We start from the raw sequence: 23,239 nt of genomic DNA on the forward strand, positions 1-23,239 counted from the left end.
TCGAAACTAGTTCTACGTCCTGTCCTTTATTTTTATGATTCGAAGTCAGCCTAGCTGGCGACTTTGATTCCATTCCGTCTCTCGCTGAAAAATATGGCGAGAAAAACAATCCTTGGTGAAATCCAGTTTTTTTGTATCACAATCTAGTGATTTATATAGGTAGGAGTAGGAGTTCACCGATGTTTTGCCAAATTTTAATGTAATAAAAAACACAAAATGCAGCAAAATCTGTAAGTATCCTACAATTTACTCAGCACAAAATGCAATCAAAAGTCGTGCTTGTTGCCCAGATTTTTTGCGTTATAAATTGATATTATGTTTAACTTTTGCTTAACAATTGGCTTGAGGCACATTATTTCTGCATGTTTATTGACTTTGCATAACAACAACCCCGTTTGAAAACGTTACATTTATTCCCAAATTTCTTTCAATATTGTAATTAAATTACATAGATCTTAATGATATTTATTTCGTTTTAGACAAGGGTAAAAATGCAACTTCACGAGCTGGTCAACACTATTGGACAAGACTTACAGAGAAGGTACGGGGAAAAAGTTCATAAACTGACACTGCATGGTGGGTTCAGCTGCCCAAATCGAGACGGCACGATTGGCCGTGGTGGATGCACATTTTGCAATGTCGCTTCGTTCGCTGATGAAGCCGCGCAAATAAAAACTATCCATGAGCAGCTAATCGATCGAGCTGGAGAGATTGCTCGAGCCAAGCGCTACCTTGCCTATTTTCAGGCTTATACAAGTACTTATGCCGAAGTACAGGTTCTTAAAAACATGTACGAGCAAGCACTGAAAGCGGCTGACATTGTGGGATTGTGCGTAGGGACTCGTCCTGACTGTGTTCCTGATGCCGTCCTAGAACTGTTGGCAAATTACGTCGAACAAGGGTACGAAATCTGGCTGGAGCTCGGTTTACAAACGGCAAACAATCAGACGCTAAAACGCATCAACCGAGGCCATGATTTCGAATGTTATGCTGAGATTACTCGACGTGCACGCGCACTTGGCATCAAAGTTTGTACGCACCTGATTGTGGGCTTACCCAGAGAAACACGTGAAGACAATATCGCGACAATGAAGCAAGTATTGGCGGTTGGCACGGACGGCATTAAACTTCATGGTCTTCATATTGTCGAAGGCAGCACCATGGCCAAAGCATGGAAAGCGGGAAAGTTGTCAGCTCCAGAGCTCCAAGAATACGTGTCGATTGCCAGTGAGCTAATACGTATGACACCTCCCGAAGTGGTGTATCACCGTGTCTCTTCAGCAGCACGTAGACCTACGTTATTGGCACCTTTATGGTGTGAAAACCGTTGGTTAGCCATGACTCAAATCGGTCGTTCTCTACACCAGTTAGGGGCGCAAGGCTCTTTGATAAATCAACCATTTGAATACACAAGGCCGATATTAAAGGCTGATAATTAAGCAATAAGCTGATATCTTTTGTACCCTTATAAAGATTATTCATTGAGTCAGAGTTATAAATGGAGCAAGTATTAGTTTGGTTGTGGGACTCTACCCGCGGGCACGGTTTTGACTTTGTTGTCATCCTACTTGCTATTTTTGCAGCAATAGCTATTTATGCGAAAAATCAGGCGCACCTGATTGAACTACTTGAGACAACGCCCAACGCATTACTGTTAATTGACAGTAAAACTGGTGAATTAATGCTTGCTAACCCAGCCGCGACCCAAGTTTTAGGGGTGCGTAAAGTGGGTAAGAGCTTTATGTTACCAGATTTAGTGACACCTCAGTTTCTGCTTTCTATTCCCTCGTCGTTTACCGGTTCGCGTTTCTCTTCACATATGTTGAGCTGGCCTATTTCGCAAACCAGAGCGATTAAACTTGATGTCTCCGGGCATAAAACTCTGTTTCGCCGCCGTGCAACTTGGTTACTCTATTTCTCTCCGCATCATTTAACCGATCAAGAACTAAAGAAAGAGATCAATTCACTTTCAATGATCAAAAGTGCGTTCGACAACTTGTCTGAGTTGGTCTTTATCAAGAACAATGACGGCCAGATCATCTCAACTAACCGAGCGTTTCAGCGCTTTTGGCATAATCGCGAAGAAGAGGGAACTGCCGATATCCAAGGTGTGATTAAGGGGCGGGCAAGTCAAAGGTGTTGGACGGTGACTCCAGATGGCCGTAGCTGCTTGCTCGAAAGTTACCAGAATATCTTGCTGTCATCTGATGGAGAAAAGCTAGGCACACTGTGTATTAGCCACGATGTGACGGATTGGCACGATATGCAGAAAAACTTGCGCGACGAGATGGAGAAGCGCCGAGATACTGAAGTTGCGCTAGCACAACGCGACACGATCTTACAAAACATCCTCGAATCAAGCCCGGATTCTATCGGTATCTTTAATGAAAACATGGTCTATCAAGCATGTAATCAGCCGTTTGTGAAAGCGTTAGGAATTGCTGACGTTGATGATTTGATTGGTAAGCGTCTGCAGGATGTAATCCCTAATGATAGCTACGAACGACTATCAGAAACGGATAAAAAGGTGCTTTATGAAGGTAAGTCGTTGCGCTATATCGATCGCATGATCAGCAGTAACGGTGCATATATTTGGTACGACGTGGTGAAATCTCCATTCAGAGACCCTGCTTCTGGAACCAATGGCGTACTGATCATGGCTCGTGATGTTTCAGAGCGTTACTTAGCGGAACAAAAACTGGAAGAGGCCAATCAAGAGTTAGAGCGTCTGAGCTTTATTGATGGATTGACTCAGATTTCAAACCGTCGTCGCTTTGATGAACAACTTGAAACACTTTGGTATCTCCATATCCGCGAGCAGCAACCACTCACGATTATCTTGTGTGATATTGATTACTTTAAAGGTTACAACGACTTTTATGGTCATCAACGCGGTGATGAAGCACTGATCAAAGTGGGGGAAGTCTTTAAGAAAGTGCTCACCCGCTCAAGTGATTGTGTGGCTCGTTATGGCGGAGAAGAGTTCGGCTTCATCTTGCCAAATACCACCACAGAAGGCGCACTGTTAGTGGCTCAGCGTATTCATGAAGGTGTGGCTGAACTTGCTCTAGAGCATCAGAAATCTGAGGTATCCAACCAGATCACGACCAGTATTGGTCTTGTTTCGATTGTGCCTAAACCGATGACCAGCAGCGAAACGATTATCGCTTTGGCTGACAGTGCTTTGTACCAAGCAAAAGCCAACGGTCGCAATCAGACTTGTGTGCATCACACATCAGAGAATTAGCACTTTTTGTTGTAAGGATTCCTTTAGCTGTCGGTAGTGAAAACAGGTAATATTTAACGACTGTTACCGTGCGGAGTTCTCGATGAAGCCGATTAAAAATCTTGCGCAGTATTATGTCGATTTGTTAGTCAAACTGGGCATCCTGCGTTTTTCTATTCTTCTTGCTTTGGCCTTGGTGGCACTTGCTGTTGTTGTCCAAGTCGGAATTACTCTTGTTTTAAGTGGGCACGTCGATGACATCGACATCGTACGCTCAGTTTTCTTTGGCTTATTAATTACTCCTTGGGCGGTGTATTTTCTATCGGTGGTTGTCGATCAATTGGAAGAATCGCGCCAACGTCTCTCCAAGCTTGTCTCGAAATTGAAAGATATGCGTTCACGAGATCAGGAACTCAACCACAAGCTTCAACAAAACATTGCCAAGCTTAATCAAGAAATTGAAGAACGTATTAAAGCTGAAGAAGCGCGTGAAGAAGCGATGAAAGACCTTGAGAATGAGGTCTATCAGCGTGAGAAAACACAGGTAGAATTGGCGGAGAGAACCGCACTTCTACGTTCGTTTATTGATGCTTCTCCTGACCTTATTTACTACCGCAACGCAGAGGGCGTTTTCTCCGGTTGTAACCGAGCAATGGAAGAGCTGACGGGTAAGAAAGAGAGTCAACTGGTCGGTCTGACACCTTGGGATGTTTACAGCAAGGAAGTCGCTCAACAAATTGTTGATACAGACCAGAAGGTTTTCTCTGATAATCAAGCGCTAACTTATGAGCAGTGGCTTGAGTATCCTGATGGACGTAAAAACTATTTCGAATTACGTAAAGTCCCTTTCTACAGCAAAGAGGGGCGTCACTTAGGTCTGGTGGGTTTTGGCCGTGATATCACAGAGCGTAAGCGCCATGAAGAATCGCTAGAAAAAGCCAGCCGAGATAAAACAACATTTATATCGACGATCAGTCATGAGCTACGCACCCCCCTTAACGGTATCGTTGGTTTGAGTCGAATGCTGCTTGATACTCAGCTTACCGAAGAGCAGCGTAACCATATGCAGACCATTAATGTCAGTGCAATTACCTTGGGTAACATCTTCAACGACATTATTGATATGGACAAGTTCGACCGCCGCAAACTCGAACTTTATCCATCGACACTTAATTTTGAAGAATTTGTCGCAGAGATGGAGAGCATCTCTGCATTGATGGCGTCGCAGAAAGGGCTGCGCTTTGATCTGGAACGTCTGAGCGAACTGCCTAGTGCGATTGAAGTCGATGCGACTCGTCTCCGTCAGGTACTTTGGAACCTCATCAGCAATGCGATGAAGTTTACTAAAGAGGGAGGGGTGGTGATGACGGTCAGCTCTGAGATAGAAGACCAACACGCTCATATTACGATGGAGATAGAGGATAGCGGTATCGGTATCCCAGAAGCTGAGCTCGAAAAAATCTTTGCCATGTACTATCAGGTCAAGTCTGGGAAAGACAACCTCCATGCAGTCGGAACAGGTATCGGTCTTGCTGTGTCAAAGCAGCTAATCAATATGATGAACGGCGATATTACCGTCTCGAGTGAAGAGGGATTTGGCAGTACTTTCACCGTCACTATCAGTGTGCCATTGGCAGAAGTTGAAGAGTCTTTATCATCAGTGGCTGCACCATCGCAAGAACTCAATATCTTTATGGTTGAGGATATTGAGCTCAATATTACGGTTGCTCGCTCACTGCTAGAGAGTATGGGACATGAAGTTTCTGTTGCCATGACAGGTATGGAAGCGATGGAAATGTTTGATCCTGAAATTTACGACTTGGTGTTCCTAGACATCCAGCTACCAGACATGACCGGGTTTGATGTTGCAGAATACTTTAGACGCACATACTCGGATCTGCCGCCATTGGTAGCCTTGACAGCCAATGTCCTCAAGAACAAACAAGAGTACCTTGATAAAGGGATGGATGATGCGATCAGTAAACCTCTTTCAGTGACTGCGGTGCAAGAGGTTCTGGCTAAGTTTACTCAAGGAGAGGTGGAGCAAACCAAGTATCAAACCGTCGAGCCCGAAGTGATCGCCGAAGGTGGGGAGATCTATTCTCGTATACTTGACCTAGATATGCTTGAGTCCTATGTCAGTATTGTTGGGCCAGAGCCTGTACTTAGCAGCATAGAGATGTTTGAAGAGATGATGCCAGAGTACTTGCAAGTGTTGGACTCAAACATGGTCGCCAAGCATCAGGAAGGTATAGTTTCAGAGGCTCACAAAATTAAAGGAGCCGCAGGCTCTATTGGATTAAAGCATATTCAGAGCGTGGCGCAGAAAGCGCAGTCGCCAGATTTTCCAACTTGGTGGGAAAACATCGACGATTGGGTTGAAGAAATAAAGAATGAGTATGACAATGATATTCATATCTTGAAAGAATGGTTACAACACCACTCGGAACGACAAAGGTGAATCAAATGAAAAAGTTAGCAGCACTCTCACTTGGTGTGGCGTTAATGGTGGGCTGTACTTCACAACCTGTAGGCTGGGAGCAAGGCAACCAGTTGGAATTCGCCGATACCACTGTAGTACTCAAAAGTAATCTTTGGATCAATAAGATGCCCACCATTGGCGAAGTGCAAGACAGTACTCTACATGGTGCGCTCTATTTAGAATCTGACAAACCCTTACCAGCGGAGCTAGATGTTGAAAGCGTGTCTATTCAGCAAGGTGATCAGAGCTGGATTATCGACGGGGACTTACTCGAACTTCGCACCCATAACCAGAACGAGTGGGAAGTTGTGTTTGTATGGCAAATTCCCCTCGATTTGGACCAACCAGTTGACGTGGCATTGCATATCAAACGCGAAGACAAAGTGGATTGGTTAGTCGAGAAAAACGTCAAGATAGATACCGTCTACTAATGCAGACAGATAGAAATAAAAAGGCTTGCTTCAAGGGAGCAAGCCTTTTTTATCGAATGATTAGTGTGTTATTTGCTCGCCGTCTTGAGACCAGCATTAACATCGAGGATGTCTTGCTCACTCAGTGTACCAACGGCTTGACGTAGCTGAAGCACACTTAGAATGTAATCGTAACGAGCGTTAGATAGGCTCTTATTGGCATCGTATAGACGACGAGTAGAATCTAGAACGTCAACAATGGTACGTGTACCAACATCAAACCCCGCTTCTGTTGCTTCAAGGGCTGATTGTGCCGAGACAACGGTCTGCTCGTAAGCACGCAGCGCTCCAATTGATGCGCTGATATTGTTGTTGAATGCACGAACATCTTTCACAACACTGCGGTAAGCAGCTTCAAGATCTTGGCTTGCTGCAACATAGCTGTATTCAGCTTGTTTAGTTTGCGAGCTAATGTTGCCACCTGTGTATAGTGGAACATTCAGATTGACGCCAATGTTGAAGTTATTGGTTGTGCCGTTTGAGTTGATGCTGTCTGAAATATCGCCGTAGTTGTATCCACCATCAAGTGTTAGCGATGGTAGGTGTCCTGAACTGGCTAGCGAAATGTTGTCTTTGGCTACGTCTTGCGCGATACGTGCAGATAGCAAGCTTAAGTTTTTCTCTTGGGCTTCGTTTACTAGTGCATCAATTGCCGTAGAAGTCTTACTTGCTGAGAAACGCTTAGTATCAAGAACATCAAGATTCGAGTGCTCTTGACCAGTAATTTCACGCAGACCTTCGTAGCTGTTTACTAGGCTGTTTTGTGCCAATACTTCATCAGCGAGTACTGCGTCGTACTGAGCTTGAGCGTCATGTACGTCAGTGATTGCTGAAAGCCCAACCTCAAAACGTTGCTTCGTTTGCTCTAACTGACGGCCAACCGCTGCTTTCTCTGCCTGAACAAACTCTAGGTTGTCTTGTGCACGCAATACATCAAAGTACGCGGTCGAAACACGCAGAATCAAAGCTTGTTGTGCTGCGGCATAAGACGCATCTGCTTGGCGTGCCGATTTTTCAGACACATCCAGAGCAACCCAGCTAGAACGTTGGTAAAGTTCTTGCGAGAAGTTGATGCCAGCTGTTAGCGCATTCTTATCGTTGTCAATAGTACTACCCGTGTCCAAATCCGTGTCGCCACGTGTTAGGTTGTAACCAGCAGTCAAATTAATTTGTGGTAGAAGTGTTGCACGGCTAGAGGTCACGGCTTCAAAGGCAGCATCACGCTGGGCTGCGGCACTAAGTAGCGTTGGGTCATTCTCTTTTGCTTGATTGTAAATGTCTGCCAGAGTATCAGCGAAAGCATGAGTACTTAGGCTGCCTAGTGCTGCACTGATAACTAGTGGAAGCAGTTTCTTCATAGGTTCAATTCCTGCCAAAAAACGAAAAATATTAGTCATCAAGAGTTTAACTCAATTGATGTCAATTCACTCGAAAACTTTGCAAAGTTTTACACTTAACTATCCAGCTGTGTAATAAGTATAATTCATCAATTTAAATTAAACTGCAAAAATTGTATGAAAAGTTGAGCCACGTCCTTGGAAGTTACGCTTAGGTCTGAGTAAACTATAAGATTCACTCAGAGAGGTGCCAAATGCAACAGTCTGACCAGCAACATAAGCAGTTCACTCGACAAGATGTGGAAATAATCTCAAAAGAAACACTGTTTCAGGGATTTTTTAAAATGATTAAGTACCGCTTCAAACATAAGTTGTTTGAAGGAGGGTGGAGTGAAACTATCGAACGCGAAATGTTCGAGCGTGGACACGCAGCGGCTATGCTACCTTACGATCCGATTAGAGACGAGGTGGTATTGATTGAACAAATCCGCGTTGGTGCTCTTGAACATGACAGCCCTTGGCAGTTGGAAATCGTCGCAGGCATGATAGATCGTGAAGAAGACGCTGAAAGTGTTGTTCGACGTGAAGCGGTAGAAGAAGCCGGTATTGAAGTAGGTCAGTTAGAGAAAGTAACCTCGTATTACCCTTCATCAGGCGGTTGTTCCGAAAAACTTGATGTGTATGTCGGTCAAGTTGATGCGAGTACAGCGAATGGGATTCATGGTTTAGACTATGAAGGTGAGGATATTCGAGTTCATGTGGTATCCCGCCAGCAAGCCTACCAATGGGTTATTGATGGGAAATTTGAAAATGGTGCCTCCATTATTGCATTGCAATGGTTGGAGCTTAACCAGCAACGTTTGAAGAGACAATGGCGCACGTAGCACTAAAGAAACCGTATCATGTTGATTTATCTGACCTGATGCGCACATATGAGACAAATTACGCAAAACTAAACGCTTTGCTGCCTTATCAGCCGAGTGTCAGTGATGTACGCTGCTATCAAGCTGCTATCAAGCTGCTTATATGACGTATCAGATTCAAGTGGTCGAAGTCACAAAGTACACAACTTTGGTCGACATTTGTCAAAGTGATGACGTTCCAGTATTTCCATTGCCAACAATGTCTGTCAGGCTCTACCACGATGCTCGCGTAGCAGAAGTTTGTAGCTGTGAACATCTTAAACGTGTGAATGCTCGATACGACTACCCGAATGATAAGATGCTGCAACAAGATGAAAAGGTACAACTCAATCGTTTTCTCGGTGATTGGCTGTCATTTTGTTTGAAACAGGGTATCAGTCGCACTCCATTGAATATTTAGGTTTTAGTTTTGAAAGTAACGTCAAGTTCCTTAGATAGCGGCAGTATAAAGCTACTCCAGATTACTGATACTCATTTATTTGAGCCAGCGGATGGTAGTCTGCTCAGTGTTAAAACTCTCGATAGTTTTAGTGCAGTTATTGCCGCTATTGTGCAGGAGAAGCGATCGTTCGATGCGATTCTCTCAACGGGTGATATCTCTCAGGATCACTCTGCTGGCTCCTATCAAAGATTCGAGCAAGGCATTGCACCACTTGAGAAAACATGTTTCTGGTTACCGGGCAATCATGACTTTAAACCGGCCATGGGTTCGGTCTTACCTTCACCTCAGATTCAACAGGTTGAACATGTCTTGCTCGGTGAAAAGTGGCAAATGATATTGCTTGATTCTCAGGTTGTCGGTGTACCTCATGGTCGCTTGAGCGATCAACAACTGACACTGCTTGATGAAAAGCTCAGCGAATATCCAGAGCGTTATACGCTTGTTTTAATGCACCATCATCCCCTGTTGGTTGGTAGCCGTTGGTTAGATCAGCATGCACTGAAAGATGCTGAAGATTTTTGGCAAGTGGTAGACAAACACAGCAGCGTTAAAGCGGTGTTATGTGGACATGTGCATCAAGATATGAATGTTGTGTATAAAGGTGCGAGAGTGATGGCCACGCCATCGACTTGTGTTCAGTTTAAACCTAATAGCGATGACTTTGCGTTGGATACGCTTTCCCCAGGCTGGCGCGAACTAGAGTTACATGCCGATGGCAGTGTGTCGACAGAAGTAAAACGCTTACCAGCTGGCAGTTTCCAGCCTGATTTCACTTCTGCTGGCTATTGAGGAAAGGAAATGAAACCGTCTTTACTACTTTATATTCATGGTTTTAACAGTTCACCATTGTCACTCAAAGCAAATCTAATGCGAGAGTACTGTGAACAGTATCGTCCAGATATTAAGGTAGTGATACCGCGTTTACCTTGTTTTCCTGAGCAAGCTGCGCAGCATCTGTTGGATATTGTCAATCAATATAAAGATGATTATCAGATTGGCTTGGTCGGAAGTTCGCTTGGTGGTTATTTTTCGATGTGGCTCAATGCGCAGTTTGCCTTTAAAGCGGTAGTGGTTAACCCTGCGGTCAAGCCTTATGAGTTGCTTGCGGATTTTCTTGGTGAGCAAGAAAACCCGTACACTCAAGAGCGTTATGTTTTAGAGCATCCCCATATTGTTGAGCTCAAGCAACTCGACACTCCGGTTATTAAAACGCCGTCGGACTTTTGGTTGCTACAGCAAACCGAGGATGAAGTTCTCGATTATCGTCAAGCAGTGCAACATTTTTGTGGAGCTAAGCAGACTGTCGAGCAAGGTGGTGATCACAGCTTCGTCAACTTCGAGCGTTATCCGGCTAAGATCATCGAATTCTTGGCGCTTTAATCTGCCTGGTTAGTGTTGATGAACCTAACGTCTTTCGCTCTCAATGACATATTCATTGAGGGAAGAGTCATAATTTTACTTGTTACTTACTTATCTCTCTTGACATAATTGGGTCTGTTCCAGACTATGTCTCACCAGTACTTGTGTGGATTTGAAGTGTTTGGATTTTCGTCGTTAACCTTGTGGATACCCGACAAGGTTGCCATTTAAGCCGACACATTGAAATCGCCTGCCAAGTAAACCTTTTATTACCTAAGACGAAATTCCGTATTATGACTGAACAATATAATGCTGGGGCCATTGAGGTTCTTAATGGTTTGGAGCCAGTACGTCGCCGACCAGGGATGTATACGGATACAGCGCGCCCAAACCACTTGGGCCAAGAAGTCATCGACAACAGTGTCGATGAAGCGCTAGCCGGACACGCTTCAAAGGTTCAAGTAATTTTACATGCCGACCAATCACTTGAAGTGATCGATGATGGTCGTGGCATGCCTGTAGATATCCACCCTGAAGAAAAAGTTTCAGGGGTTGAACTGATACTATGTAAGCTGCACGCTGGTGGTAAGTTTTCCAATAAAAACTACCAATTTTCAGGTGGCTTACACGGTGTTGGTATCTCGGTAGTAAACGCGCTGTCTAAGCGTGTTGAAGTGACCGTTCGTCGTGATGGGCAAGTGTATGAAATTGCATTTGAACATGGCGAGAAAGTATCTGACTTAACGGTGACTGGCACTTGTGGTCGTCGCAACAAAGGTACCAGCGTTCACTTCTGGCCGGACACGAAGTATTTCGATTCAGCAAATTTTTCTGTTACACGCCTAGTCAATAACCTACGAGCAAAAGCGGTTCTTTGTCCTGGCTTAGAGATTACCTTTAGCGATAAGGTAAATGGCAAAGATTACAGTTGGTTATATGAAGATGGCCTGAAAGACTACCTAGCTGAAGGTGTCAAAGGGTACACGGTTCTACCAGAAGAACCTTATACCGGTGAGTTTTCTGCTGAAACAGAGGCTGCTAACTGGGCCGTGATCTGGCAACCAGAAGGTGGTGAGCTGATCACCGAAAGTTACGTTAACTTGATTCCAACGGCACAAGGCGGTACTCACGTTAACGGCCTACGCCAAGGCTTGCTCGATGCAATGCGTGAATTTTGCGAGTTCCGTAATCTGTTACCGCGTGGCGTGAAACTGACGGGGGATGACGTTTTCGATCGTTGTTCTTACGTGTTGTCGGTGAAAATGCAAGATCCGCAGTTTGCTGGTCAAACTAAAGAACGACTCTCTTCACGTCAGACGGCGGCATTCGTTTCTGGCGTCGTTAAAGATTCATTTAGCCTGTGGTTGAATGAAAAGCCTCAGTTAGCTGAGCAACTGGCGGAAGTCTGTATCGCCAACGCACATCGTCGTATGCGTGCGAGTAAAAAGGTTGTGCGTAAAAAAGTCGCTTCTGGCCCTGCTTTGCCAGGTAAGTTAACCGACTGTTCAGTTCAGGACTTAAACCGCACTGAAATCTTCTTTGTCGAAGGTGACTCGGCTGGTGGTTCTGCTAAACAGGCGCGTGATCGTGAGTTTCAAGCTGTGATGCCGCTACGAGGTAAGATCCTGAATACTTGGGAAGTCTCGCCTGATCAGGTTCTCGCGTCTCAGGAAGTTCATGACATCTCTGTGGCATTAGGTATCGATCCTGATACCGAGAACTTAGACGGTCTTCGCTACGGTAAAGTTTGTATCCTTGCCGATGCGGACTCGGATGGTCTTCATATCGCCACTTTGCTATGTGCATTGTTTACACGCCATTTCCGTTCGCTAGTTGAAGCGGGGCACATCTATGTCGCGATGCCTCCACTGTATCGTATCGACTGTGGAAAAGAGGTTTTCTATGCGCTTGATGATGATGAAAAAGAAGGCATTTTAGAGCGTTTGTCGAAGAAGAAAGCCAAAATCAACGTGCAGCGATTCAAAGGTCTGGGTGAAATGAATCCACTTCAGCTACGTGAAACGACCATGGATCCCAACACTCGTCGTTTGGTTCAGTTAACGATTGACGATAGTGAAGCAACGATGGAAATGATGGATATGCTGCTAGGTAAGAAGCGAGCGGATGACCGTCGCTCTTGGTTGCAAAGCAACGGCGATATGGCAGAGGTTTAACGAATGTCGACAGAAATTACATATGATGGCGTTGAACAGTTGCCAATGCGCAAGTTCACTGAAGACGCTTATCTAAATTACTCAATGTACGTAATCATGGATCGTGCTTTGCCATACATTGGTGATGGTTTGAAGCCGGTTCAGAGACGTATCATTTACGCAATGTCAGAGTTGGGTCTCTCAGCCTCTGCTAAGTACAAAAAGTCAGCCCGTACCGTTGGTGACGTGTTAGGTAAATATCACCCACATGGTGATTCAGCATGTTATGAAGCTATGGTTCTTATGGCTCAGCCATTCTCTTACCGCTACCCATTAGTGGATGGTCAAGGTAACTGGGGTGCGCCAGATGATCCTAAATCGTTCGCTGCGATGCGTTATACCGAAGCTAAACTATCTAAGTTTGCTGAGGTATTGCTAGGAGAACTAGGGCAGGGTACGGTTGAGTGGCAGCCTAACTTTGACGGCACAATGAAAGAGCCGCAAATGTTGCCAGCACGTTTGCCTCACATTCTACTCAATGGCGTAACAGGTATTGCTGTTGGTATGGCAACGGATATTCCACCTCACAACGTACGTGAAGTGGCGGATGCAACGATTCATTTGATCGATAATCCAAAGTCAGAACTTGCCGATATCATGAACTTTGTTAAAGGTCCTGACTATCCGACTGAAGCAGAGATCATTTCTCCAAAGGCAGATCTAGATAAGATTTATCGTACTGGACGAGGCAGCATTAAGATGCGTGCGGTCTGGCACAAAGAGGGCAATGAGATTGTCATTACCTCTCTTCCTCACCAAGTGTCAGGTGCCAAGCTTCTAGAGCAAATCGCTGGCCAGATGCGTGCGAAAAAACTGCCGATGGTTGATGATCTTCGTGATGAATCTGATCATGAAAACCCGACACGAATTGTTGTTGTACCGCGTTCCAACCGAGTGGATAGCGATCAGTTGATGAATCACTTGTTTGCATCGACGGATCTAGAAAAGAACTTCCGTGTTAACCTAAACATGATTGGTCTTGATAACCGTCCTCAGGTTAAAGGATTAGTTCAGATTCTCTCTGAGTGGATCGAGTTCCGCCGTACAACTGTTCGTCGCCGTCTACAGTATCGATTAGATAAAGTTCTTGCTCGACTACACATCTTAGAAGGTTTGTTGATTGCCTATCTAAACCTTGATGAAGTGATTGAGATTATCCGTACTGAAGATGATCCAAAAGCCGTGCTGATGGCACGTTTTGGCATCACTGATATTCAAGCCGATGCGATTCTAGATACCAAACTTCGTCACCTAGCCAAGCTAGAAGAAATGAAGATCCGTGGTGAACAAGAAGAGCTCGAAAAAGAGCGTGACAAGCTAGAGTTACTGCTAGGTTCTGAGCGTCGTCTTAACACGCTACTTAAGAAAGAGATTCAAGCTGACGCTGAAAAATACGGCGATGACCGTCGTTCACCTATGGTTGAACGCGCTGAAGCGAAAGCGTTGACTGAAAGAGATCTTGTGCCTAGTGAACCAATCACGGTTGTTCTTTCTGAAAAAGGCTGGATTCGTCACGCGAAAGGTCACGATGTTGATGCGGGTACACTGAACTACAAGTCTGGTGATAATTACCTTGCCCATGCGCGCGGTAAGAGTAACCAGCAAGCGGTATTCCTAGGCAGTGATGGACGTAGCTACTCACTAGAGTCACACTCGCTACCATCTGCACGAACTCAAGGTGAGCCAATTACAGGACGCTTGAACGTCAACGCAGGGACGAGTATTCGTCACGTTGTGATGGGTGAAGAAGATCAACTGTGGTTAGTTGGTTCGGATGCCGGATATGGCTTTGTGTGTAAAGGCAGTGACCTATTGTCGAAGAACCGCAGTGGTAAAGCATTAGTGAGCTTACCTCAAAACTCAGAGGTACTGTTACCAAAAGCGATTGGAGATCTGGATAGTGATGAGATCTTAGCCATCACGAACCAAGGGCGTATGCTGCTGTTCCCGATCAAAGATCTTCCTCAGCTTGGCAAAGGTAAAGGTAACAAGATCATCAACATACCGGCGGCAAAAGCCAAAGATCGTGAAGAGTTTGTTTCTCACTTGATTGCTCTACCACAACAGAGCACCGTTACGCTTTATGCAGGTAAACGCAAGCTCGGTCTTCGACCATCGGATCTTGAAAACTTCCGTGGTGAAAGAGGACGACGTGGTGGTTTACTACCTCGTGGGTTACAAAGAGTGACGCGGATTGAAATTGAAACCGCTGGCTCTAGCGACATAGAGCCTGATGTTCAAGAGTGATAAATAAACCCATGCATTGCATGGGTTTTTTTCTTATCCAATTAGAATGACCATCAAGGTTATTCGCGGGTATCTTCTTTTATCGTCACTTTAAGTGTCTTCTCTTGTCCTTTATGCAGGATCAGCACATCAACGACAGTACCAGGACGAAGTTCGGTGACTATGTCCAAGACGCTCTGGCGGCCATTAATTTTTTGTCCGTCAATCTTGAGAATAATGTCTTGTTCTTCAAAACCAGCTTCCGCTGCTGGGCCGTTAGGATCAACCCCAAGAACCACAATTCCACCGAGATGTTCGCTACCTAACAGGCGAGAGGTCACCGAGTTAATATCTTGCCCGTCAATGCCGATATAGCCGCGAATAACGCGACCGTCAGCAATAATTTTCTGCATTATTTTATTGGCGAGTGCAAAAGGAATCGCAAAAGAGATACCGTAGGTTTCCAACTCCGTTGCCTGCTGGAATGAAGCAGTATTGATACCGACTAATTCACCTTGAGTATTGACCAAGGCCCCTCCAGAGTTACCCTCGTTGATCGCAGCATCTGTTTGAATAAAGGCTTGATGTCCGTCTGCACTAATTGAAGAACGACCTGTCGCTGAAATAATGCCGAATGTGGTTGTTTGGCCGAGGTTATATGGATTTCCAATAGCTAAAACAACATCACCGACTTTTGGCGAGTAGTCTGGATTCAAAGGAATGACGGGTAGGTTTTCGCCTTCGACACGAAGTACGGCAATGTCTGTACGTCTGTCTTTACCAACCAGCTGTGCCGCGGCTATCCGACCGTCTTGTAAAGCCACAATGATTTGGTCTGCTTGAGCAACAACATGATAGTTAGTAATGATGTAGCCTTTTTCACTAACAATGACTCCCGATCCAAGTCCCTGTGTGAGTAATTTCGAACGGTCTTCTTCGGTGTACTTACGGCTATAGATATTGACCACGGCAGGAGCCGCTTTACGGACGGCTTGATTGAATGAAATCTGTACCTGAGTGCTATCAATATTGCTGGTTTGTACCGTCGCAGGAACAAGGTTGGAACGCAAGGATGGAACCGCGAGCAATAGCAGGGCAGCGGTAGCGAGCCCCAAACCTACAGATCGCAATACGAATTGCAGCATGCTTTCCTCATCAATAGTCATAAAGTGTTTTAGTCGGTGAAGAATAGCATTAGATGAGAAAATAACAAAAGGACAGCGGGTTGAGCAGCTGTCCTTTCAAAGCGATATCGCGTTTTGAGTGAAATGTTATTTAACGAATAACAAGGTAAATGCTTCGTTCACCACGCTGAATGTTGAGTGCAAGAACACCTGACTGTTTCTCAACTATTTTTCTAAACTCCGCTAAGTTCTTTACTCTTTGACGGTTTACACCGATGATAATGTCATCCTTTTGCAGCTGATAAGCTTCGGCGTTGGAGCCTTTTTCGACGGTTGACACCTTAACACCCTGCACTTTATCACTGGCCATTGTGTTGGTGAGCTCTGCCCCTGCCAAACCTTCATGAAGTTTGTCGGCTGTGGTTTTAACATTGGTTTGCGCACCAAGGGTGACATCAAAAGACTTCTGCTTACCATCTCTGACGACACCTAGCGTTACCTTTTTACCAGCACCCAGTGTGGCGACTTTAGCTCGAAGTTCGCTAAATGAGTTAATTGCCTTATCATTTACCGAAACGATCACATCGCCAGCCTCAATGCCGGCTTTATCGGCTGCACTGTCTGGTACCACTTGGCTAACAAACGCACCTTTACTTGATTCATAGCCTAAGGCTTCTGCAAGTTCAGAGGTAATCTCACCGCCTTGAACACCAAGCATACCGCGCTTTACTTCACCAAATTCTAAGATTTGGTCAGTGAGGTTATTCATCATATTGGAAGGAATCGCAAAACCTATCCCGACGTTACCACCATTTGGTCCAAGAATTGCGGTGTTGATACCAATCAACTCACCCTTCAGGTTGATCAAAGCACCACCAGAGTTACCACTATTGATCGCTGCATCGGTTTGGATAAAGTTTTCGAAGTTCTCAATGTTTAGACCACTGCGACCCAGAGCAGAGACAATACCAGACGTCACGGTTTGACCAAGACCAAATGGATTACCAATCGCAACAGTGAAATCGCCGACTCGCAACTTGTCTGAATCTGCAATCTTGATTTCGGTAAGATTTTTCGCTTTTTCGAGCTTTAACAGGGCAACATCAGACATCTGGTCGCCACCGACCAACTCTGCGTCATATTCTCTGCCATCGTGAAGTTTGACACGAATTTTTTCTGCACCATTAATCACGTGGTAGTTAGTCACAACATGACCTTGCTTGGCATCGATAATCACACCAGAACCTAAACCACGGAATGGCCTTTCTTGCAGTTGTTCAGTTGGAAAATCAGGACCGAAGAAAAAGCGAAACTGTTCAGGAATTTGTTGGCGAGACACTTGAGTGCCTTCAACTGAGATACTGACTACCGCGGGAGTGACTTTCTCAAGCATCGGAGCGAGGCTTGGCAGTTGTTCACCATCAACCGTAAACGGTAAAGCAGCAGTCGCTTGCATTGGCGTGATGATTGAACTTAGGCTTAGAGAGAGAACGGTTAAGGCAAGCAAAGGTTTTTTCATCGGATACTCCTATATAGTTAAGCCCCAAAAATTCAAACGTTTATACGTTGAAGAAGAATTAAAGGGGCACTTATCGGAATTTAAGACTCAAAAAACGATGTAAAGTTCATCACAAAAGAAAGATTGGGTTATGACGCTTTAGCGGAGACCACGTCTTGTGAGTCTAGAATTTCTTTTTTCTGGTCTTTTAGTAATCCAGTTGAACCTGCTGCGTAGTCTTTTGGAGCTTCGCTAAGAGGTTGAACCGTAGAATCAGAATCGAAAACGTGAGAATCGACCTCTGATTGTTGACTAATCTTCTTGATAAACGGATTGTCTTGTTCAGGAAGATTAGGCAGTAACTCCGCAGAGGTTTTAGCCATGTGTTGATAAAGCTTAGTGTACTCTTTACCTAGTGAGTCGAGCATTTCAGCAGACTGTGCAAAATGATCAGCAAGATCTTGTTTTTGCTGCTCTAATTCAAATTTGGCCTTATCCAAATCTTTCTGAACGTTCTTCTGCTTCTTATATCCGGGCGTCGTAAGACGTGAAATGACAGCGCCTAAAAGCATCCCAACAAGCAAGCCTACAAGGGCGTAAATCCAAGGCATAATTGCTCCTTATCATTGTTATTTAACATGTTCTTTACTGGTTAGTTACACATGTTCAAATCACATGGTACTATGAGTGCTTAAGCCAATAAAGAAAAATGCATGTGCTCTACATAGCAGTTTAACAGTCTTCTTCATTAGGTATCGAAGCGATGACGCCACTAGAAATCTATAATAAAGATATAAAAGAACACGGTTTTCAGAAAGATGCTGCTCAGTTACAAGCGGTAACTGCCTTAGATAAGCTCTATCATGAATTCATTGAATACCTAGAAACCCCGATAGAAAAACCATCAGGGTGGAAAACTTGGTTCAGTAATAAACAGCCTAAGCTTCCAGAGTCGCCTAAAGGTCTTTATTTCTGGGGTGGGGTTGGGCGTGGTAAAACCTATCTAGTTGATACCTTTTTCGATGCACTTCCAACCGAAAAAAAAATGCGAGTTCACTTTCACCGCTTTATGTACCGCGTACATGATGAGTTGAACGCACTTGGGGATGTCAATGATCCACTTGAGTTGGTTGCTGATAAATTCAAGGCAGAAACCGAGATCATCTGTTTTGATGAGTTTTTTGTTTCAGATATTACCGATGCCATGATTTTGGGGACTCTGTTTCAGGCACTGTTTAAGCGTGGTGTCATTCTGGTTGCGACATCAAACATTCCGCCACAAGACCTTTACCGAAACGGATTACAGAGAGCTCGATTTCTCCCTGCGATTGCACTGATTCAGGCCAATTGCGTAGTACTCAATGTGGATAGTGGTATTGATTATCGCTTGAGAACGCTAGAACAAGCAGAAATCTATCACTCCCCCCTTGATGAGCAAGCTAATAAGAACCTTTGTCACTACTATGAGCAACTGGTTGGTGAAGGTAAAAAGGGGGTGAGTGTCATAGACATAAACCACCGTCAGATTGAGGTGGTGCAAGCGTCGGAAGGTGTGCTTCACGCTACCTTTGCTCAGTTATGTAAATCTGCGCGTAGCCAGAATGACTATATAGAGCTATCGCGTATTTACCACACCGTGCTATTGGCTGATGTTCAGCAGATGAACGCGAGCATTGATGATGCAGCTCGCCGCTTTATCGCCTTAGTCGATGAGTTCTACGAGCGTAACGTTAAGCTTATCATCTCGGCTGAAGTAGAATTGGAGGCTCTTTATGCGGGTGGTTTACTTGAGTTTGAGTTCAAACGTTGTCAGTCGAGATTGATTGAAATGCAAAGCCATGATTATTTGGCGAAAGAGCATTTAGCTTAGCGAGCTTGTGGTTAAAGGGTTGAGCTTGAAAAAAATGAAATTTTTATCCAAAAAAAGGTGATTTTTTCAACTGACTTCTCTATAATCCTGCGACCCACCGTTACTGCAGACCTTGATTATCGAAGGTATTTCGACATAACGGGTCGAGAGTGCCAACCACTCGAAGGGGTGTTGACTGGACTCTTAGTCAGTGGGGGCAAGCTTGCTCCTTAAGTGTAAATTTAAATATTGAACGGGTTATTATTAGCATGAAAACTTTCGTTGCTAAACCAGAAACTGTAAAACGCGACTGGTACGTTGTAGACGCTGAAGGTAAAACTCTTGGTCGTCTAGCAAGTGAAATTGCATCTCGCCTACGTGGCAAACACAAAGCTGAATACACTCCACACGTTGACACTGGTGATTACATCATCGTTGTAAACGCGGAGAAAGTTACTGTAACTGGTAACAAGGCTAAAGGTAAGATTTACTACCGTCACTCTGAATTCCCAGGCGGCCTAAAATCAATCAGCTTCGAGAAGCTAATTGATCGTAAGCCAGAGATGGCTCTTGAGCTAGCGGTTAAAGGTATGCTACCACGTGGTCCTCTTGGCCGTGCTATGTACCGTAAGCTTAAAGTTTACGCTGGCGCTGAGCACAACCATGTTGCTCAACAACCACAAGTACTAGACATCTAATCGGGGATTTCGAAAATGGCAGAGAATCAATACTACGGCACTGGCCGTCGCAAAAGCTCAGCTGCGCGTGTTTTCATCAAACCAGGCAGCGGCAACATCGTAATCAACAAGCGTAGTCTTGATGAGTACTTCGGTCGTCCAACTTCTCGCATGGTTGTTAAACAACCTCTTGAGCTAGTTGAACTAACTGAGAAACTAGACCTATACGTTACTGTTAAAGGTGGCGGTATTTCTGGTCAAGCTGGTGCTATCCGTCACGGTATCACTCGCGCTCTAATGGAATACGATGAGTCTCTACGTCCTACTCTACGTGCAGCTGGTTACGTTACTCGTGACGCTCGTTGCGTTGAACGTAAGAAAGTTGGTCTACGTAAAGCACGTCGTCGTCCACAGTTCTCTAAGCGTTAATCTTTTTTCGAAAAGATTCGCTTCCAATGCTTGCATTGGATGTGGCACCAAAAAGCCTGGCATTATGTCAGGCTTTTTTGTTTTTCCGCTCCAAAAAAATCCTTTGTCACCCGTACTTACTGTTTGATTTGTCGTACTTACGCAGCTTTTGTGACGTCACTGGCGATTCGCCTCACAAATGTTACAAAAAGGTAGCTTTATCTTGTCAAAAAGTAGGGTTTTATTTATCATTTCCCATCAAATAAATACAACTAAATTCGTATTTTGTTAGCCATGCTCTTTAAGCGGAATAACAATAATCCACAAGGAGCAAATGGGAGAATGTTTGGATGAGCAATGCGCCTTTAAATAACGGTCGCAGACGTTTCTTAACTGCTACAACAGCTGTTGTTGGTGGTTTAGGAGCAGCTGCTGTCGCCGTTCCTTTTATTAAATCTTGGAACCCAAGTGAAAAAGCCAAAGCTGCGGGTGCCCCTGTTGAAGTTGATATCGGTAAACTTGAAGAAGGGCAGATGGTACGTGTCGAGTGGCGTGGTAAACCTGTATGGGTTGTACGTCGTGCACAAACCGTAGTCGATGGACTGAAAGCAATTGATGGTCAACTACGTGACCCTGCATCTGGAGAAGAACAGCAGCCAACTTATGCTCAAAACGCTTACCGCTCAATTAAGCCTGAGTATTTTGTCGCTGTTGGTATCTGTACGCACCTTGGTTGTTCTCCAACCTATTTACCTGACAGTTTTGCTGAACAAGTTCAGGGTGTTAAGTCTGGTTTCTTCTGTCCATGTCACGGCTCTAAGTTCGACATGGCTGGTCGTGTATTCCAAGGTGTACCAGCACCACTTAACCTAGTTGTTCCAAAACACATGTACCTAAGTGATACCAGAATCCTTATCGGTGTTGACGAAGAAGGGGAGGCATAATGCAAGCTCTACTTGATTGGGTAGAAAAACGCATACCCGCAATGAATGCGTACAAGAAGCACCTTTCTGAGTACCCGATGCCAAAGAACTTTAACTTTTGGTATCTATTTGGCTCGCTAGCGATGCTTGTATTGGTCAACCAAATCCTAACGGGTATTTGGTTAACAATGAACTACGTACCGTCTGGTGATGGCGCGTTTGCGTCAATCGAATACATCATGCGTGATGTTGAGTACGGTTGGTTGTTACGTTACATGCACTCAACGGGTGCTTCGGCATTCTTCGTTGTTGTTTACCTACACATGTTCCGTGGCTTAATCTACGGTTCTTACCAGAAGCCTCGTGAGCTACTATGGATCTTCGGTATGCTAATCTTCCTCGTGTTGATGGCAGAAGCATTCATGGGCTACCTACTACCATGGGGTCAGATGTCTTACTGGGGTGCACAGGTAATCATTTCTCTGTTTGGTGCCATTCCTGTTATCGGTGATGATCTAACACTTTGGATTCGTGGTGACTACGTAATCTCTGGTGCGACGCTTAACCGTTTCTTCGCTCTACACGTTATCGCACTACCAATCGTACTATTGCTGTTGATCGTTCTACACGTTCTAGCTCTGCACGAAGTGGGTTCAAACAACCCTGATGGTATTGAAACTAAGCTGCCAAAAGGCACGATGGGCGACGATTACCAGACACAGTTTAAGTTCCACGACTACTACACTAAGAAGTACGATATCATCGACTCTATTCCTTTCCACCCATACGGTACGGTTAAGGATATGGTCGGTGTAGCAGGATTCTTGTTCCTATTCTGTTACGTGTTGTTCTTCAACCCAGAAATGGGCGGTTACTTCCTTGAGCCACCTAACTTTGAAGCAGCGAACCCACTGAAAACACCTGAGCACATTGCTCCTGTATGGTACTTCACTCCGTTCTACGCGATTCTGCGTGCGGTTCCAGACAAGCTATTAGGTGTTATTGCAATGGGTGCGTCGATTGCGGTTCTATTTGTACTACCTTGGCTAGACCGTTGTCGCGTGCGTTCTTACCGCTACCGCAGTAAGTTCCATTTATTCAACATCATCCAGTTCACGATCAGCTTTATCGCGTTGGGTATTCTTGGTGCGCTTCCAGCAACACCAACGTACACGCTACTAGCTCAGATCTTCAGCTTAGCTTACTTCATGTTCTTCGTACTGCTGTACTTCTACAGTAAGAACGAAGCGACTAAGCCACTACCAGAAAGGGTGACATTCAAATGAAAAAATGGATTGTAATTTTATTTGCAATGCTGCCTTCATTAGCAATGGCAGCGGGTGCGAACGTACCACTAGACAAAGCAAACAACGATCTGAGTGACCAAGCTTCATTGCAAAACGGTGCAAAGCTGTTTATGAACTACTGTTTTGGCTGTCACTCAGCTCAATACCAACGTTACGAGCGAGTTGGTCGTGACATCGGTATTCCTCTAGATTTGCTAAAAGACAATTTAATCTTCGACTCAGAAGCAAAAGTGGGTGACTTGATGGAGAACGCAATTCCAGATAAGTCAGCGGCGAAATGGTTCGGTGCTCCACCGCCAGATCTAACACTTGTTGCTCGTGTTCGTGGTACAGATTGGCTATACACTTACCTACGTGCTTTCTACGAGGATCCAGGCCGTCCGTTTGGCGTGAACAACATTGTTTTCCCAAGCGTTGGTATGCCTCACGTTCTTGAAGAGCTACAAGGTATTCCTAAGCCAGTTTATGAAACGCACGTAGTTGATGGTAAAGAAGTGACGAAAGTTGTTGGCGTAGAAGCTGATGGCAGCGGTGAGCTTAACCGTGAAGAGTACGACAATGCAGTTCGCGATTTGGTGAACTTCCTTGAGTACTCAGGTGACCCAGTGAAGCTTGAGCGTCACGCTCTTGGCTGGTGGGTTATGGGCTTCTTAATCATCTTTACAATCGTTGTTGTATTGCTGAAGAAAGAGTATTGGCGTGATGTGCACTAATTGTGCTACGATACTGTGCTAATTCCCAAATTTTTAACTTAACAATGGAGGCTTAGCCTCCA

Annotated in this window: 19 protein-coding genes and 1 pseudogene; 16 read left to right on the top strand and 4 right to left on the bottom strand. The window is 44.8% G+C overall.

Annotated features, from left to right (window positions below):
• Positions 1–491 precede the first annotated feature (491 nt).
• The 4 genes from QTN95_RS02435 (at position 492) to QTN95_RS02450 (ending at position 6,139) form a co-directional block, all read left to right on the top strand.
• Positions 492–1,439 carry a TIGR01212 family radical SAM protein gene (locus QTN95_RS02435; RefSeq protein WP_331416207.1) on the top strand — a complete coding sequence of 316 codons (948 nt, stop codon included), beginning with the start codon at positions 492–494 and terminating at the stop codon, positions 1,437–1,439.
• A 59-nt stretch (positions 1,440–1,498) separates the two neighbouring features.
• Entirely contained in the window at positions 1,499–3,247 is a 1,749-nt protein-coding gene (locus QTN95_RS02440) for a diguanylate cyclase domain-containing protein (protein ID WP_331416208.1), read from the top strand.
• 82 nt (positions 3,248–3,329) lie between these two features.
• Positions 3,330–5,687, top strand: a complete 2,358-nt coding sequence (gene arcB, locus QTN95_RS02445; protein WP_331416209.1) for an aerobic respiration two-component sensor histidine kinase ArcB — start codon at positions 3,330–3,332, stop codon at positions 5,685–5,687.
• A gap of 5 nt (positions 5,688–5,692) precedes the next feature.
• Complete coding sequence (locus QTN95_RS02450) at positions 5,693–6,139, top strand: hypothetical protein (protein ID WP_331416210.1); 447 nt, start codon at positions 5,693–5,695, stop codon at positions 6,137–6,139.
• A 68-nt stretch (positions 6,140–6,207) separates the two neighbouring features.
• On the opposite strand, the gene tolC is transcribed toward QTN95_RS02450, so the two are convergent.
• Positions 6,208–7,536, bottom strand: a complete 1,329-nt coding sequence (gene tolC / locus QTN95_RS02455) for an outer membrane channel protein TolC (protein ID WP_331416211.1) — start codon at positions 7,534–7,536, stop codon at positions 6,208–6,210.
• Positions 7,537–7,769: 233 nt separating this feature from the next.
• Here tolC and nudF point away from each other — a divergent pair, with 233 nt between their 5' ends.
• From nudF to parC, 6 genes and pseudogenes are all read left to right on the top strand, one after another.
• On the top strand, positions 7,770–8,399 hold the full coding sequence (nudF, locus tag QTN95_RS02460) for an ADP-ribose diphosphatase (RefSeq protein ID WP_138972542.1): 630 nt from the start codon (positions 7,770–7,772) through the stop codon (positions 8,397–8,399).
• Positions 8,387–8,838, top strand: a pseudogene (locus QTN95_RS02465) (DUF1249 family protein). Before nudF ends, QTN95_RS02465 begins: the two are co-directional and overlap by 13 nt.
• Before the next feature lie 9 nt (positions 8,839–8,847).
• Positions 8,848–9,669: a 3',5'-cyclic-AMP phosphodiesterase gene (gene cpdA / locus QTN95_RS02470; protein WP_138972540.1), complete on the top strand. Its 822-nt coding sequence runs from the start codon at positions 8,848–8,850 to the stop codon at positions 9,667–9,669.
• A 9-nt stretch (positions 9,670–9,678) separates the two neighbouring features.
• Positions 9,679–10,260, top strand: a complete 582-nt coding sequence (gene yqiA, locus QTN95_RS02475) for an esterase YqiA (protein WP_331416212.1) — start codon at positions 9,679–9,681, stop codon at positions 10,258–10,260.
• 272 nt (positions 10,261–10,532) lie between these two features.
• A complete protein-coding gene (parE, locus tag QTN95_RS02480) occupies positions 10,533–12,413 on the top strand; it encodes a DNA topoisomerase IV subunit B (RefSeq protein WP_138972538.1) in 1,881 nt (626 codons plus the stop codon).
• Between the two features lie 3 nt (positions 12,414–12,416).
• Positions 12,417–14,699, top strand: a complete 2,283-nt coding sequence (parC, locus tag QTN95_RS02485) for a DNA topoisomerase IV subunit A (RefSeq protein ID WP_331416213.1) — start codon at positions 12,417–12,419, stop codon at positions 14,697–14,699.
• 59 nt (positions 14,700–14,758) lie between these two features.
• Here the strand turns inward: parC and degS are convergent, their stop codons facing one another.
• From degS to zapG, 3 genes are all read right to left on the bottom strand, one after another.
• Positions 14,759–15,823, bottom strand: coding sequence for an outer membrane-stress sensor serine endopeptidase DegS (gene degS, locus QTN95_RS02490; protein WP_331416214.1), 1,065 nt, complete (start codon positions 15,821–15,823; stop codon positions 14,759–14,761).
• A gap of 130 nt (positions 15,824–15,953) precedes the next feature.
• Positions 15,954–17,321 carry a DegQ family serine endoprotease gene (locus QTN95_RS02495; RefSeq protein WP_331416215.1) on the bottom strand — a complete coding sequence of 456 codons (1,368 nt, stop codon included), beginning with the start codon at positions 17,319–17,321 and terminating at the stop codon, positions 15,954–15,956.
• A 128-nt stretch (positions 17,322–17,449) separates the two neighbouring features.
• On the bottom strand, positions 17,450–17,911 hold the full coding sequence (gene zapG / locus QTN95_RS02500) for a Z-ring associated protein ZapG (protein ID WP_138972534.1): 462 nt from the start codon (positions 17,909–17,911) through the stop codon (positions 17,450–17,452).
• A 152-nt stretch (positions 17,912–18,063) separates the two neighbouring features.
• On the opposite strand from zapG, the gene zapE reads away from it, so the two are divergent.
• From zapE to QTN95_RS02530, 6 genes are all read left to right on the top strand, one after another.
• The gene (gene zapE / locus QTN95_RS02505) at positions 18,064–19,170 is read left to right on the top strand and encodes a cell division protein ZapE (RefSeq protein ID WP_331416216.1); all 1,107 of its coding nucleotides are present in this window, start codon (positions 18,064–18,066) and stop codon (positions 19,168–19,170) included.
• Between the two features lie 248 nt (positions 19,171–19,418).
• Positions 19,419–19,847 (top strand): 50S ribosomal protein L13, encoded by a 429-nt coding sequence (gene rplM / locus QTN95_RS02510; protein WP_138972532.1) that lies wholly within the window; start codon positions 19,419–19,421, stop codon positions 19,845–19,847.
• Between the two features lie 15 nt (positions 19,848–19,862).
• The gene (gene rpsI, locus QTN95_RS02515) at positions 19,863–20,255 is read left to right on the top strand and encodes a 30S ribosomal protein S9 (protein WP_005436094.1); all 393 of its coding nucleotides are present in this window, start codon (positions 19,863–19,865) and stop codon (positions 20,253–20,255) included.
• A gap of 329 nt (positions 20,256–20,584) precedes the next feature.
• The gene (gene petA / locus QTN95_RS02520) at positions 20,585–21,178 is read left to right on the top strand and encodes a ubiquinol-cytochrome c reductase iron-sulfur subunit (RefSeq protein ID WP_138972531.1); all 594 of its coding nucleotides are present in this window, start codon (positions 20,585–20,587) and stop codon (positions 21,176–21,178) included.
• A complete protein-coding gene (locus QTN95_RS02525) occupies positions 21,178–22,443 on the top strand; it encodes a cytochrome b (protein WP_006877361.1) in 1,266 nt (421 codons plus the stop codon). Before petA ends, QTN95_RS02525 begins: the two co-directional genes overlap by 1 nt.
• The gene (locus QTN95_RS02530; protein WP_331416217.1) at positions 22,440–23,177 is read left to right on the top strand and encodes a cytochrome c1; all 738 of its coding nucleotides are present in this window, start codon (positions 22,440–22,442) and stop codon (positions 23,175–23,177) included. Before QTN95_RS02525 ends, QTN95_RS02530 begins: the two co-directional genes overlap by 4 nt.
• Positions 23,178–23,239 lie beyond the last annotated feature (62 nt).

It is taken from the genome of Vibrio sp. M260112 (genome assembly GCF_036533775.1).
In the GTDB taxonomy this organism is placed as follows: Bacteria; Pseudomonadota; Gammaproteobacteria; order Enterobacterales; family Vibrionaceae; genus Vibrio.

Coding starts and splice junctions, on each gene's coding strand:
- QTN95_RS02435 (WP_331416207.1), top strand. CDS start 492: ATGCAACTTCACGAGCTGGTCAACACTATTGGACAAGACTTACAGAGA.
- QTN95_RS02440 (WP_331416208.1), top strand. CDS start 1,499: ATGGAGCAAGTATTAGTTTGGTTGTGGGACTCTACCCGCGGGCACGGT.
- arcB (WP_331416209.1), top strand. CDS start 3,330: ATGAAGCCGATTAAAAATCTTGCGCAGTATTATGTCGATTTGTTAGTC.
- QTN95_RS02450 (WP_331416210.1), top strand. CDS start 5,693: ATGAAAAAGTTAGCAGCACTCTCACTTGGTGTGGCGTTAATGGTGGGC.
- tolC (WP_331416211.1), bottom strand. CDS start 7,536: ATGAAGAAACTGCTTCCACTAGTTATCAGTGCAGCACTAGGCAGCCTA.
- nudF (WP_138972542.1), top strand. CDS start 7,770: ATGCAACAGTCTGACCAGCAACATAAGCAGTTCACTCGACAAGATGTG.
- yqiA (WP_331416212.1), top strand. CDS start 9,679: ATGAAACCGTCTTTACTACTTTATATTCATGGTTTTAACAGTTCACCA.
- parE (WP_138972538.1), top strand. CDS start 10,533: ATGACTGAACAATATAATGCTGGGGCCATTGAGGTTCTTAATGGTTTG.
- parC (WP_331416213.1), top strand. CDS start 12,417: ATGTCGACAGAAATTACATATGATGGCGTTGAACAGTTGCCAATGCGC.
- degS (WP_331416214.1), bottom strand. CDS start 15,823: ATGCTGCAATTCGTATTGCGATCTGTAGGTTTGGGGCTCGCTACCGCT.
- QTN95_RS02495 (WP_331416215.1), bottom strand. CDS start 17,321: ATGAAAAAACCTTTGCTTGCCTTAACCGTTCTCTCTCTAAGCCTAAGT.
- zapG (WP_138972534.1), bottom strand. CDS start 17,911: ATGCCTTGGATTTACGCCCTTGTAGGCTTGCTTGTTGGGATGCTTTTA.
- zapE (WP_331416216.1), top strand. CDS start 18,064: ATGACGCCACTAGAAATCTATAATAAAGATATAAAAGAACACGGTTTT.
- rplM (WP_138972532.1), top strand. CDS start 19,419: ATGAAAACTTTCGTTGCTAAACCAGAAACTGTAAAACGCGACTGGTAC.
- rpsI (WP_005436094.1), top strand. CDS start 19,863: ATGGCAGAGAATCAATACTACGGCACTGGCCGTCGCAAAAGCTCAGCT.
- petA (WP_138972531.1), top strand. CDS start 20,585: ATGAGCAATGCGCCTTTAAATAACGGTCGCAGACGTTTCTTAACTGCT.
- QTN95_RS02525 (WP_006877361.1), top strand. CDS start 21,178: ATGCAAGCTCTACTTGATTGGGTAGAAAAACGCATACCCGCAATGAAT.
- QTN95_RS02530 (WP_331416217.1), top strand. CDS start 22,440: ATGAAAAAATGGATTGTAATTTTATTTGCAATGCTGCCTTCATTAGCA.